10 protein-coding genes are annotated in these 13,471 nt (G+C 43.9%); 5 read left to right on the top strand and 5 right to left on the bottom strand.

Features of this window, described 5'->3' with window-relative positions:
* The first annotated feature begins 47 nt into the window (after window positions 1-47).
* The 3 genes from B4240_RS09115 to hemJ all read left to right on the top strand — a co-directional run bounded on the left by B4240_RS09115 (window position 48) and on the right by hemJ (window position 2,531).
* A complete protein-coding gene (locus B4240_RS09115) occupies window positions 48-554 on the top strand; it encodes an SCP2 sterol-binding domain-containing protein (RefSeq protein WP_296238539.1) in 507 nt (168 codons plus the stop codon).
* Between the two features lie 260 nt (window positions 555-814).
* On the top strand, window positions 815-1,969 hold the full coding sequence (gene bioB, locus B4240_RS09110) for a biotin synthase BioB (RefSeq protein ID WP_296238537.1): 1,155 nt from the start codon (window positions 815-817) through the stop codon (window positions 1,967-1,969).
* A 127-nt stretch (window positions 1,970-2,096) separates the two neighbouring features.
* Window positions 2,097-2,531 (top strand): protoporphyrinogen oxidase HemJ, encoded by a 435-nt coding sequence (hemJ, locus tag B4240_RS09105; RefSeq protein WP_296238558.1) that lies wholly within the window; start codon window positions 2,097-2,099, stop codon window positions 2,529-2,531.
* A 109-nt stretch (window positions 2,532-2,640) separates the two neighbouring features.
* Here hemJ and B4240_RS09100 read toward each other — a convergent pair whose 3' ends face one another.
* The 5 genes from B4240_RS09100 to B4240_RS09080 all read right to left on the bottom strand — a co-directional run bounded on the left by B4240_RS09100 (window position 2,641) and on the right by B4240_RS09080 (window position 9,383).
* Complete coding sequence (locus tag B4240_RS09100) at window positions 2,641-3,534, bottom strand: hypothetical protein (protein WP_296238535.1); 894 nt, start codon at window positions 3,532-3,534, stop codon at window positions 2,641-2,643.
* Between the two features lie 346 nt (window positions 3,535-3,880).
* Window positions 3,881-4,372: a hypothetical protein gene (locus B4240_RS09095; RefSeq protein WP_296238534.1), complete on the bottom strand. Its 492-nt coding sequence runs from the start codon at window positions 4,370-4,372 to the stop codon at window positions 3,881-3,883.
* Window positions 4,373-4,452: 80 nt separating this feature from the next.
* Entirely contained in the window at window positions 4,453-5,169 is a 717-nt protein-coding gene (gene rph, locus B4240_RS09090) for a ribonuclease PH (RefSeq protein WP_296238531.1), read from the bottom strand.
* 227 nt (window positions 5,170-5,396) lie between these two features.
* Complete coding sequence (locus tag B4240_RS09085; RefSeq protein ID WP_414707117.1) at window positions 5,397-7,118, bottom strand: AMP-binding protein; 1,722 nt, start codon at window positions 7,116-7,118, stop codon at window positions 5,397-5,399.
* 537 nt (window positions 7,119-7,655) lie between these two features.
* Window positions 7,656-9,383 carry an AMP-binding protein gene (locus B4240_RS09080; RefSeq protein WP_296238527.1) on the bottom strand — a complete coding sequence of 576 codons (1,728 nt, stop codon included), beginning with the start codon at window positions 9,381-9,383 and terminating at the stop codon, window positions 7,656-7,658.
* Window positions 9,384-9,997: 614 nt separating this feature from the next.
* Here B4240_RS09080 and parC point away from each other — a divergent pair.
* The gene (gene parC / locus B4240_RS09075) at window positions 9,998-12,325 is read left to right on the top strand and encodes a DNA topoisomerase IV subunit A (RefSeq protein WP_296238526.1); all 2,328 of its coding nucleotides are present in this window, start codon (window positions 9,998-10,000) and stop codon (window positions 12,323-12,325) included.
* 92 nt (window positions 12,326-12,417) lie between these two features.
* Complete coding sequence (locus B4240_RS09070) at window positions 12,418-13,464, top strand: TIR domain-containing protein (RefSeq protein WP_296238524.1); 1,047 nt, start codon at window positions 12,418-12,420, stop codon at window positions 13,462-13,464.
* Window positions 13,465-13,471 lie beyond the last annotated feature (7 nt).

Raw genomic sequence — 13,471 nt, 5'->3', positions numbered from 1 at the left:
TTATAAAGTACGCATTATTTTGCGTCCCATTATTTAGGAGTTCGATTATGTTTACTGTTCCTGTATTAGATATTAAGTCTGATCCGTTAGATGTTTTATTGGCGCTAGTTGGTTACCGTTTGTCGATGTTGGCAGATAGCGATGACGAAGACGTCAAAGCGTTGTTTGCAGACCGTAAAGTCACCATCGAGCTTGCCAGCACTGAAGCTGATATCGCGCGCTATTATAGCTTTGATAATGGTCAATTTAGTCAACACAGCGGTCATGCCAAAGAAGCGGACTTGACGATTAACTTTAAAGACTCGATGACGGGCGTTAAGTTATTAACCAAAGGCAGCCTGCCCGCCTTTATGACCGCCGTGCAAGAAGGCAACTTGAGCATCGAGGGCGACTATAGCCTCATGATGTGGTTCAACAAACTTGCCAAACACATCGTGCCTGCCATTCCAGAAGAATATAAACCCTATATCCAAAAAGCCAAACCTTATGCCTATAAAGCGCAGCAGTTTGCCAATCATTGGATCGGCGTTGCTAAGCATAAAATCGGTAAATAGTGACACAAGCGAATAAGCAGATAGCTGCTGTTTACTGTTTACGGTTGGATACGATTCACTACTTAGCACTATTCTGATTTTCTAAAAAGGTTGCGGTATACTATACGGCAACCTTTTTTATTGCCTAAATTTTTTTAATATCACAAAAGGCAAAAACGTCCAAGGTTATTTAATAATTCTCAGTGAACTAACGCTTAATCAACCCAAAACCGCTTAACTTGTCTACTATTTCCAAATACTGTTATAAAAGGATTTATCTCATGTCAGGATTGCTTAATATCTCAGAACCGACTGCCAAGAACGACACTGACACGGCACTTGATAACCAGAATGCGTCCCATAATTTTTTGGCGAGCCTAGCAACTGACGCGACTAAAAACTGTGAGAAGAAATACAGCCGTGAACAAATTGCTCAGTTGTTTGATTTACCATTGATGGATTTATTGCTGCAAGCGCAGACGGTACACCGGCAAAATTTTACCGCCAATGAAGTCCAAATTAGCACCTTACTGTCTATCAAAACCGGTAACTGCCCAGAAGATTGCGGTTACTGCTCGCAATCTGGCCACCACCGCGATACCACTAAGCTACAGGCAGAAAAACGTATCGAAGTTGATAAAGTCATTGCCGCCGCCAAACGCGCCAAAGCCACAGGCTCATCGCGTTTTTGTATGGGCGCAGCGTGGAAACACCCAAGCGCAAAAGATATGCCTTATGTGGTCGAGCTGGTCAAAGAAGTCAAAGCGCTAGGGCTTGAAACCTGTATGACCCTTGGCATGCTTGATACCCAGCAAGCGGCGCAATTGGCGGATGCGGGTCTGGATTATTACAATCATAATCTTGATACCTCAAGAAGCTACTATGAGCAAGTGGTCAGTACGCGCAGCTATGATGAGCGCTTGAATACACTAGAGAATGTGCGCAACTCAGGTATTAACGTTTGTAGCGGTAACATCGTTGGCATGGGTGAAAGCCGTGATGATCGCATTGATTGGGTTCATGAGCTGCTTAAAATGCCCAAAGCGCCCGAGTCGATTCCGGTCAACCTACTGGTGCCCATTCAGGGTACGCCCATCGGTGATAAAGTCTTAGCAGAAGGTCAGCTGCCAGTTCTTGAATGGATACGGACCATTGCCGTCACGCGTATTTGCTGCCCTACTAGCTATGTACGCTTGTCTGCTGGCCGCGAAAGTTTATCTAACGCTGAGCAAGCATTGGCCTTTATGGCGGGCGCAAACTCATTCTTTTATGGTGATAAGCTCCTAACCACGGGCAATGCCAGCCAATCAGGCGATGACAGACTGATGCGCGAGCTTGGCTTAACCAAGCAATTTGCCGCGCCCCGAGCGCCAAAGCAAGTACCTGTCATGGACGCCATGAGTGGTCATCAGTCGCAAGTTGTCCTAGCAGAGTAAAGGCATACGTGCCGCTACCATTATCGCCTCATCTGCGCTAAGCTTGCCAACATTATTAATTAAGAAATTGCGCATAAAATTGAGCACGACATTTAGCACAGAATATTAAAACGTAAGAGAGAGTATGATGGCAGATTATTTTAATTGGATTAAAGCGGCACACATTATCTCTTTGGTGTGCTGGTTTGCGGCGATATTTTATTTGCCGCGCTTATTTGTTTATCATGCGATGAGCGACGATAGCATCAGTCACGAGCGCTTTGCCATTATGGAGCGCAAGCTCTATCGCGGCATTATGACACCATCGATGATAGCCACTTGGTTCTTTGGTTTATGGATGTTGGGGCTTGGCTGGGATGTTTATATAACCCAAGGCTGGCTGCACGCAAAGCTATTATTAGTGGTATTGCTGTCTGCTTATCATGGTGCCTGCGGCTTTTATCGTAAAAAGCTCATCGATAACCCGCATTATAAATCGCATAAATTTTGGCGCTGGTTTAACGAAGTACCCGTATTTGCACTCGTCTTTATTGTAATTTTGGTGGTGGTAAAGCCTTTTTAAACGCTTGTCTTATAACCGTGATTATTCATAAAAAAGCGTCCGTTATTTATTAGAGTAACGGACGCTTTTTTAAGTCTTAATAATCTAAAACAAGGCGGTGTAATGGACATTAAACATTTGGTCGCATGATTTGATAAACGTTGCTCAAGTCATAAACCCGGTAGCGGGCGGGTTCACGGCGGTTTTCGCCCGCATAGCTGAGTATCAATGCTTGCTTGGCGCGCTCATCGACCCAGCCGACAAACAGGCCACTATGCTCGACGCCATTGTAGCCGTGATTGATATAGTAGAGCCAATCACCAACTTCGATCTCGCTAGTATTGGCATAAGGTCCCTGACCATACGTGCCTTTATGGATGGTACTGCGACTTACCCCTGCTCGGTTAAATACGGCATTTAAATAGTCCCAGCAGCCGCCTTTAATAATTGTCCGCTCATTGAGCGCCATCTGACGCGCGGTGCTAATGACTTCGCGCGCGGCTAGGCTGCTTTGCGTTTCGGCATTGCTCAGTAGCGGCAAATACTCGCTATCAACGTTATCATAACTACCGGACAAAAATGCCGGCAAAACGGACGGTGCTTGACGTTGTACGGCAGGATAACGGTAGTCAGCCTGAGTATTACCGCCATAAGCGTTTTGCTTGGAATAGGGGTTATTAAAATCGCTGTTATTGGAATAGGAGTTATTAAAATCGCTGTTATTGGCGTAAGCGTTAGTAGCAGCGCTGTTATTTGAATAACTTGGTTGTGCATTGTTGGTGCTTGCACGATAACTAGCAGATTTTCCAGCACGTTGGATGGTAGAGCGCGTGGTAATTTTGGCAGGAGGAACCGCTAAGGACGTTGGGGTATAAGGGGTGCTATAAGCAGTTTGGGCAGATTTTTGCGCAATCAAAGCGCCCATACTATCGGCGTGCGCTTGACCAACTAGACCCATCGCACCAAAGCTAAATAACAATGCACTGCATGACGTTGTGATTGACCAAAGGGACAAACGCGGCATGACTAACTCCTTGTCAACATAGTATTGATAACCTAGCCTGACTCATTCAGTATTCACAAAATTTAGTATGAATAAGTGAGCATCAAGAGGCGAATTAACGATAAAGAAGATAAATTTTTCAAACCTACTTATAAACCATTTGTACAGGAAGCTGCAAGCATTATTGCTTTGAAATAAACGATAAAAGGTAGGAAAACAAGGATAAGCGGTAAAACGAAATAGGGGTTTTAAAAAGATAAGCGCTTTAGAAATGGACGCGGAGATTTGGGAAGGATAATTGGCTATCAGTTTGTAGAGTATTTATAGCAAAAAAAGACGGACGAAAGTATTAAAGCCAATCAATAATTTACTCATCGCTCATCTTGATATTGGCATGGCGTTTGGTCAGCGGTTGTCCTTGTAAGATAGCCTTAGCAGCGGTTGCTTCTTGGACACTAGCAAAGCCGCTGATCAGGTATTTACGTATGTCATCACAATCGACAATCTGGAGCTGCTCGCCAATCAGAGTGATTTTATCGCCGTCGGTCAGATGGATATGCTCGCGCTTACCTTGATGGTCATGCACCAGCTCGCCATCACGCACCCATAAGACGCCACTACTAATAACGCCGCTCATGGTTTTTTTACGCTGCTGGCGCTGGCGATTAAAAATAAAACTGCCAATAATCAGCAGTGCCAAAGCGCCAATTGCTAAGCGCTCCGGCAACAAACTCATGGCCAAAGCGACCGCCACTGCTCCAACCAGTAACGCTGAGCCAAACCAAAATAGGCCATTATCAGCCGCTGGCGTCTGACCTTGCAAGGTGATTTTGGCGCCGTCATCGGTCAGCTTTAACATGTATGATTACCTATGAGAGAGCAATGGGAGGATAAAAGTTATCGGTTTAAACAAAAAATCATAGAACAGCGTTTATAAATTTACCAACCCAACGCTGTTTTTTGCATGTCGATAAGCTCAGCGATGCCTTTTTCAGCAAGAAACAGCATATCGTCTGCTTGCGCGCGGGTAAAAGGTTTTTCTTCTGCCGTCCCTTGCAGCTCGATAAATTCGCCTTTTTGCGTCATGACCACGTTTAAATCGGTATCACAGCTGGCATCTTCTTCGTAGTTTAAATCGAGATACGCTTTGCCATCTTTCATCCCAACCGACACCGCAGCGACCAAACCAATCAAGGGATCGGCTTTTAGCTTTTTGCCTTTTTGCAGATTCTCTAGCGCATCGATAAGGGCAATGGCGGCGCCTGTTATGCTGGCGGTACGTGTGCCGCCATCCGCTTGCAACACATCACAATCAAGATAAATGGTATTTTCGCCAAGCTTACTCAAATCAATCATCGCCCGTAAGCTACGACCGATTAAGCGCTGGATTTCTTGCGTACGACCTGATTGTTTGCCGCGGGCTGCTTCACGCTGGTTGCGGGTGTTGGTCGCCCGTGGCAACATGCCATATTCTGCCGTAATCCAGCCTTGGCCTTTGCCTTTAAGCCAGCGCGGTACGCCCGACTCTACGCTTGCGGTACATAGTACTTTGGTATCGCCAAAGCTGACCAATACTGAGCCTTCAGCATGCTTTGTGTAATGGCGCTCAAAGCTGATCGAGCGAAGTTGATTAAGCTCTCGGTTGTCAATACGCATAAAATATCCTAGTACGATGTTGTAAAAGCAGGGTTATAAAGCAGAGTTTTAAGCATTGTAAAGAGTGATCAAATAACGGATTCACAGGTTCACAAGTTCGTTTTCGTTGTCACGTCAACGGACGCGCTAGCAGATAAAAAGATGACGCTATCCTAACGTGACAGCGGCGCAATAGCAAGATTTCCCAAGCTATTACGCCGCGGCTTTCGCAAGGTTTAACGCTGATTTTATTCTAACCCTTCCATCTTACGCAATTCTTTACGAAGGATTTTACCGACGTTTGATTTTGGTAATTCATCAACGAATTGGATATGGCGCGGACGTTTGTAGCCGGTCAATTGCTTTTTGCCAAAATCAAGCAGCTCTTGCTCGGTCACGTCGCCCTTTTTGACCACAAACAGCTTCGGATCTTCGCCGCGCTCGTCACTAGGAATACCAATAGCGCCGCACTCTACTACGTTAGGATGCTCGCTCATGGCTTCTTCGATTTCGTTTGGATAAACGTTAAAGCCCGAGACCAAAATCATGTCTTTTTTGCGGTCAACGATTTTGATAAAGCCTTTTTCATCCATGATACCAATATCGCCAGTTTTCAAAAAGCCATTAGCAGTAAAGGTCTCAGCCGTTTCTTCTGGGCGATTTTGATAGCCAATCATCACCTGTGGGCCTTTGACGCAGATTTCACCGCGATCACCGAGTGCCACTTCATTTTCATCATCATCAATCAAAATCACATCAGTGCTGGAGGCAGGGATACCAATTTTTCCGGTAAATTCAGAGATGGTCATTGGGTTAAAGGCGACCACAGGAGAGGTTTCTGACAAGCCGTAGCCTTCAACGATTGGCAGGCCAGTGATTTTGTGCCACTCTTTTGCCACGCTTGGCAAGACCGACATACCGCCGCCAATCGACGCTTTTAGATTAGAGAAATCTAAATCGGCAAAGCCTTCTTTGTGTACCAAACCATTAAACAGGGTATTTACCGCAGGGATAAAGGACGGTTTGTATTTAGCCATCTCTTTAATCAAACCATCCAAATCACGCGGATTTGGTATCAATAAACCAGCATACCCTTGATACATACCGTACATACCGCAAACCATAAATGAGAACACATGGTATAACGGCAGCGCGGTCAAGATAATGTCATTGGCGTCAGCATCATCTTCAAAAGCACTGTTTATCACCGCACTGATTTGCAGCATGTTAGCAACTAAGTTGCCGTGCGACAGCATCGCGCCTTTGGCAACACCCGTCGTACCGCCAGTATATTGCAATAATGCCACATCGCTTAAGTTGAGATCAGGACGCTTATATTTACTGGCAGAAACAGCATTTAGTGCATGCTTAAAGCTGGTGCTCTCAGGCAGATGATAAGCAGGAATCATTTTTTTGACATGACGCGCGACAAGATTGACCACGGCGCCTTTGACCAAGCCAAGCATATCGCCCAATTTACAGACGATGACGTGCTCTACTTGTCCTTTATCTTCGGCTTCTTGATAGGTTTTGGCAAAGTTTTCAACGATAAACAACGCTTTGGCGCCACTGTCATGCAGCTGATGCGACAGCTCGCGGCTAGTATATAAAGGGTTGACGTTGACCAAAATCATGCCAGCGCGGATGATACCCAGCATCACAATCGGATATTGCAGAATATTTGGCATCATGACGGCAACTTTATCGCCTTTATCCAATCCTAAAGATTGCAAATAGCTGGCAATTTGGCGGCTATACAAATCTAACTGCTTAAAGGTGATTGACGAACCCATGCAAATGTAAGCGGGTTTTTGCCCATAACGACTAAAGTTGCGCTCGAACACCTCCAGTAAAGACGTGTTGTCATCTGGCATATCGATGGTCGGTTCAATACCATAACGCTCATAGGTGTTCAACCACGGACTGTCGCTATCTATCGTTGGCATGGTAGGAAAGGTATTTTCAACCATTGATTGAGTATCCGCTGCCGCGTTATGGTTTTTGGCTTCTTTATTGGTACTGTCCGTCATAATCTTCCCTAGATATTGCTGTTAATAACTTGCTGTTAAAATTTATTGAATAAAATCACCGTGGTCAACAATCACTTATTTGTAAAATCGAAAACTTGTGAATAAGCGGTCTTATTACGTAAGAGCTTTTGTTTTACGTAAAAAGTTTTGTTATCCGCAAACTTTTTATCTTAAAAATTCTTAGGACGCCTGCCCAAGTTTTTATTACGATATCCATCTACTGTTATCGTGACATGCAAACGTAAAATAGAAAATGTATGGGCAAGAACTATAGCAGTTTTGCGCGCCGTTCTCTATGAATACTACCAAACCTGTCTCGAAAAATAAAAAAATGATAAGGCCGTTTGCATAAGACCTTATCATCTTTCACCATTAGCCTATCAAATATCAAGACATTTTTATCGATGCTCAGTACTTATAAAGCGCTATAAAAAACGTGCTAAATTTGATATCAGACAGTTTGCGGCATTAGACGGTTTAACCGTGATTTTTCTCTTCTAGGGCGCGCAAGTCTTTGTGCAAAATCTTACCAACGTTAGATTTTGGCAGCTCATCGATGAATTCAACATGACGAGGACGCTTATAACCGGTTAGATTTTCTTTGGCATAATTAAGCACATCTTCTTTGGTTAAGCTATCATCGCTACGAACGACAAAGATTTTTGGTACTTCGCCGCTCTTGTCATCGTCGATACCGATGACGCCGCACTCCAAAATCTTTGGATGACCTGCCATCACGTCTTCCACTTCGTTTGGATAAACGTTAAAGCCTGACACCAAAATCATATTCTTCTTACGGTCAACGATTGTGAAGTAACCCTCTTCGTCCATCACCCCGATATCACCCGTACGGAAATAACCATCAGAGGTCATGACCTCGCGGGTTGCATCTTCACGCTTCCAGTAGCCTTTCATGACCTGCGGACCACGGACACAGATTTCACCGCGCTCACCCACTGGCACTTCATTGCCCTCTTCATCTAAGACCGCCATGTCGGTCGCAGGCATCGGAAGACCAATATTACCTGAGAACTCGCCAGTACCTTGCGGGTTTGCCGACGCAACAGGAGACGTCTCTGACAGACCATACCCTTGAACAATGACGTTACCGGTTATTTTTTCCCATTTTTCAGCAGTGGCTTTTAGTACCGCCATACCGCCGCCCATCGACATCTCAAGCTTACTATGGTCTAGGGCTTGGAATGCTTCGCTGTTAGCTAAGCCATTAAATAATGTATTGACCGCTGGGAAAAACGCTGGCGGGTAATCTTTGTATGCTTTGATTAAGCTTGCGCCATCACGCGGATTTGGTACCAGCAGGCCAATACAACCACGATATAAGCCGAACATACCACAAACGGTAAATGAGAAAATATGATACAGCGGTAATGCGGTCATAATGACAGGCTGCTCATTCATTTCTTCAAACTTATCAAACGCATCACCAAGATAGGTATCACACTGAATAAGGTTGGCAACCAAGTTACCGTGCGTGAGCATCGCGCCTTTGGCAACGCCTGTGGTACCACCGGTATATTGTAGTACTGCAACATCATCAAGCTCGATATTGGTTGGGCGTTTATAATTTTTGGCAGATAATTTATTGAGTGCTTTTTTGAAATTCACGCTGCCTTTAATTTTATAATCAGGCACCAGTTTTTTCACGTGGCGCACGACCGCATTAACGATAAAACCTTTTAGCGGGCTCATCAAATCGCCCATCGAGGTGATGACCACGTGATCAACCAAGTTTTTGCCAATGTCTTGATAGGTTTTGGCAAAGTTTTCTAGAATAAACAGCACTTTGGTATCAGAGTCTTTTAACTGATGCTCAAGCTCTTTTGAGGTATAAAGTGGATTAACATTCACCAAGGTCATGCCAGCGCGTAGCACGCCTAATACGGCAACCGGTAGCTGCAAGATATTGGGCATCATCACCGCCACTTTATCGCCTTTTTGCAGGCCAAGCGACTGTAAGTATGCGGCAATTTGTTTGCTATAACGGTCTAAATCTTCGTAAGAAAGCTTTACATCCATGCACACAAACGCTGTACGCCCTGCGTGGGTAACAAAATTCTGCTCCAAGATATCGATCAAAGAAGTATTGGCGGGCGGCATATCAATGTCGTATTGGATGCCAAGTTTTTCGTAAGTTTTTACCCACGGTTTGTCATCACGACGAATTACGTTACCTTGATTTTCCATAATCTTCCTGCTCCTAATAATAGTGTGCTGCTGTCAATCCATACCTATCTAAAAGTGATAAACATACCAAACATCGCCGGACAAGCTAGCCATTCGCACAACCCAGACATGGCGGGCCGCTGACGATATAAAATATGGCGATGGATCAACAATATAGCGGTAAATAGCCCTTTGTTGATTAACATACACACTTTATACAAACTACTCAATACAAAAGATTGAAACTTGAGTTCTTAAACTTACTTGACGACACCTATTTTTATTAAAATCAATTATTTAAGGCCAATTTTTACTCAAATAACGCCAAATATATTAGCCAACATTAATCTATTAATGCTATTTTTATACTTTTCCGCTATTATTTACCGTCCTTTATCAAGGTTAGGAATACACTTTTTAAAGCTTATAAAGTTGAAAGTTATAAAGTTACGCGTCCACCATTTTATTACTGTTGAGCACGTCACGACCTGTCGTCTATTCTGAGTTATCCCTTTTTAATTGGGCCAATATCCTTTACGATAGCACTATCTTATTTTTCCCTAATTTGTCTATATAAGCTCATCAAAACCAGATTATTAAAACCTTTATTAAGAAATAAAAGCGAAACCTATTTTATGTCCGATGTTATTGATCATACGATTGACCCACTTATTGCTAATGAACCGATGGACACCCGCTCCGTGGCGGAATTCACCGAGCAAGCCTATCTCAACTATGCCATGTACGTCATCATGGACCGCGCGCTACCCAACATCGCTGACGGCCTAAAACCTGTGCAGCGCCGTATCGTCTATGCCATGAGCGAGCTGGGATTAAAATCCTCTGCTAAGGCCAAAAAATCAGCGCGTACCGTCGGTGACGTCTTGGGTAAATATCACCCGCATGGCGATAGCGCCTGTTATGAAGCCATGGTACTGATGGCGCAGCCGTTTAGCTATCGTTACCCGCTCATTACTGGACAAGGTAACTGGGGCAGTCCTGATGATCCCAAATCCTTTGCCGCCATGCGTTATACCGAAGCCAAAATGTCCGCTTATGCCAATACCTTGCTTGCCGAGCTCGGCCAAGGCACGGTCGATTGGCAAGACAATTTTGATGGCACCTTACAAGAGCCGGTTACCCTGCCCGCGCGCCTGCCCAATATTTTATTAAATGGTACAACGGGTATCGCCGTCGGCATGGCAACCGATATCCCGCCCCATAACCTCAATGAAGTGGTACGGGCGGCGATTCGTCTGCTAAAAAATCCTGATTTATCCGTGAAGCAGTTAACCCAGTCGCTACCCGCGCCTGATTTGCCAACCCCTGCCGAAATCATCACCAGCAAAAAAGATTTGCAAGCGATGTACGAAAGCGGTCGCGGCAGCTATAAAATGCGCGCCACCTATCATATTGACCCTAAAGAGAAGAATCTCGTCATCATCGACGCCCTTCCTTATCAGGTGTCGGGCAATAAAATCCAAGAGCAAATCGCAAAGCTTATGATGGATAAAAAGCTGCCTTGGGTGACCGACATTCATGATGAATCAGACCACGAAAACGCTTGCCGTATCGTGCTTGAGCTGCGTTCAACGCGGGTCGATGTCGAGCGCGTCATGAGTCACTTATTTGCCAGTACGGATCTTGAGAGCAATTACCGCGTCAATATGAATATGATTGGCTTAAATGGTAAGCCGCAAGTTAAAAACCTAAAAGAAATCCTAGAAGAATGGCTCGTCTGTCGCCGCTCGGTGGTCACGCGCCGTCTGCAATATCGCCTCGATAAAATTGATAAGCGCTTGCATATCCTTGCAGGCTTACTGATTGCTTATTTAAACATTGATGAAGTGATTCGTATCATTCGTGAAGAAGACGATCCAAAACTGTCATTGATGCAGGGCTATGATCTGACTGAAATCCAAGCCAATGCTATCTTAGATATTCGTTTGCGTCAGCTTGCAAGATTAGAAGAAATTGAGCTGCGCCGCGAGCAAGACGAACTGGCTGCCGAACGCGCCATCATTCAAGATTACTTGGACAATCAAGATAGTCTAACCAATCTGATGATTGATGAGCTTAGCGCCGACATGAAAGAGCACGGCAACGAGCGTATGTCACGCTTGGTAGAACGCGAAGAAGCGCAAGCATTAAAAGAGTCCGACCTCGTACCAAGCGAGCCTATCACCGCTATTTTATCGAAAGCAGGCTGGATTCGCGCGGCTAAAGGGCATGACGTTGATGCTGCTGGCATGACCTATCGCTCAGGTGACAGCTATCAAGCTCACGTCCGCGGTAAATCCAACGAGAAAATCTACGTACTCGACAGTACCGGACGCAGCTATAGTATCGATGCGCATAACCTCGCCTCCGCACGTGGGCAAGGCGATCCGCTGACCAGTGTGCTAAAACCGCCAGCTGGTGCCAGCTTTGAGCAGCTATTAACTGGCGATAGTAACCAGCGCATTATCCTTGCTAGCTCCGCAGGTTATGGCTTTATCAATACCCTTGGTAATCTTGATAGCAATCAAAAAGCGGGCAAAAACGTCATTAACCTAGCGGCTGGTAGTCGCTTGTTGCCTGTAGCGCGTATCGATGCGCCAGCGGAGTTGACAGCTAATGCCAATAATGACAATGCAGAAGGCGACACTAGCAACGTAAGCGCGGCACCTGATCACCTCGCCGTCGTGACCAATGCAGGCTATCTATTGATGTTTGCCCTTGAGGATTTGCCCGAACAAGCGCGCGGCAAAGGCAACAAAATGATTGCCCTAAAAGAGGGTGAAGAGGTACTTGCCATCACGCCACTTAGTCAGCAAGACAGCCTTATCATCACCGCTGGCAAACGTCATGTGACGCTAAAGCCTAATGATTTGGCTAATTATACGGGCAGTCGCGGTAGTCGCGGTGGGCAGTTGCCAAGAGGCTTTCAGAATGTGACGAGTGTTGAGGTGGTTGGGGAGTGATTATCAAACGTTTTAGCCTTTTTTTTCGTTTCAATTTAAGCTTATATTCTCATAAGCTTTAAACTCTCTAATTTAGCTTAAAGGAAAAGTTGATGTATCGTAAAGTGTTTATTAGCCATGCTTCTGAAGATAGTGAAAAAGCAGAAATTATTTATGATTTTCTTAAAATGCATTCTTATGACCCTTGGCTAGATACTAAAAAACTACCAATCGGAATACCATGGGATAATGAAATTGAAAACGCTTTAAAGAATTCAGACTTTGTGGTCATCCTTTTATCAAAGCAAGCGACTGAAAAGAGAGGCTACATCCAGCGGGAAATAAAGCGTATGGATGTATATGCTGAGGAAAGGCTTTCAGATGATATTTATATTCTCCCCGTTTTAATTAATGATTGCGATATTCCAAGAAGTCTATCGAAGTATCAATATATTAAGTTTGACGATTGCAAGCTTAGAGACAAGATTGTAGATTCTTTAGACTATCAAAGAGAGAAGTATTTATCTTCAATTGATAAATCTAATATTTTGCTTGAAGACTGTGTGAAAAAGTCCGACGGTTATGAACTTAAAATAAAGACTCCATATGATTATTCTATTGATTACAGTATCTGTAGAGAAAACTCATTCTTCGATGCAAAATATATAAACTCTTTTATTGAAAGAGAGATTTTTGATCTTATTGATAACTTCCGAAATTCTGAAAAAAAATATGATTTAACTCCGCCCTTACAAGAAAGCTACTATTATATTGAAATCGGAAATATTATAACCATTCATTCATCCGAAATTTTATCAGTATCAACAGGTATAAGTGAATATTCAGGTGGCGCTCATCCAAATCATTATTTAAGTCATAGACATTTTGCTTTAAACCCTGAAAGAACTTTAACTTTAGATGACTTCATTGAATACGATTGCTTAACAACATGGTTAACAGATAAAGTCGAAAAATATGCAAAGGAAGATCAGGATTTTTTAATAAATTATATTGACGAAATTGTTGAAAACAATATTGACTTTTACTGGGATGATAATGATTTTATAGTAAACTTTTCGAGTTTCGCACCCCATGCTTACAAAGCTATAAGCTATTTGGAAATACCAAAAAGCAATTTGAATTTTAAATTAAAAATATAAAGATTCT

The organism is Psychrobacter sp. UBA5136, from assembly GCF_002414005.1.
Classification (GTDB): domain Bacteria; phylum Pseudomonadota; class Gammaproteobacteria; order Pseudomonadales; family Moraxellaceae; genus Psychrobacter.
This window is presented reverse-complemented; position numbering and strand designations above follow the sequence as displayed.

Bases quoted from the DNA above. Each gene is read 5' to 3' on its own strand.
- B4240_RS09080 (WP_296238527.1), bottom strand. From the start codon at position 9,383: ATGGAAAATCAAGGTAACGTAATTCGTCGTGATGACAAACCGTGGGTA.
- B4240_RS09085 (WP_414707117.1), bottom strand. From the start codon at position 7,118: ATGGTTGAAAATACCTTTCCTACCATGCCAACGATAGATAGCGACAGT.
- hemJ (WP_296238558.1), top strand. From the start codon at position 2,097: ATGGCAGATTATTTTAATTGGATTAAAGCGGCACACATTATCTCTTTG.
- bioB (WP_296238537.1), top strand. From the start codon at position 815: ATGTCAGGATTGCTTAATATCTCAGAACCGACTGCCAAGAACGACACT.
- B4240_RS09095 (WP_296238534.1), bottom strand. From the start codon at position 4,372: ATGTTAAAGCTGACCGATGACGGCGCCAAAATCACCTTGCAAGGTCAG.
- parC (WP_296238526.1), top strand. From the start codon at position 9,998: ATGTCCGATGTTATTGATCATACGATTGACCCACTTATTGCTAATGAA.
- B4240_RS09100 (WP_296238535.1), bottom strand. From the start codon at position 3,534: ATGCCGCGTTTGTCCCTTTGGTCAATCACAACGTCATGCAGTGCATTG.
- B4240_RS09115 (WP_296238539.1), top strand. From the start codon at position 48: ATGTTTACTGTTCCTGTATTAGATATTAAGTCTGATCCGTTAGATGTT.
- B4240_RS09070 (WP_296238524.1), top strand. From the start codon at position 12,418: ATGTATCGTAAAGTGTTTATTAGCCATGCTTCTGAAGATAGTGAAAAA.
- rph (WP_296238531.1), bottom strand. From the start codon at position 5,169: ATGCGTATTGACAACCGAGAGCTTAATCAACTTCGCTCGATCAGCTTT.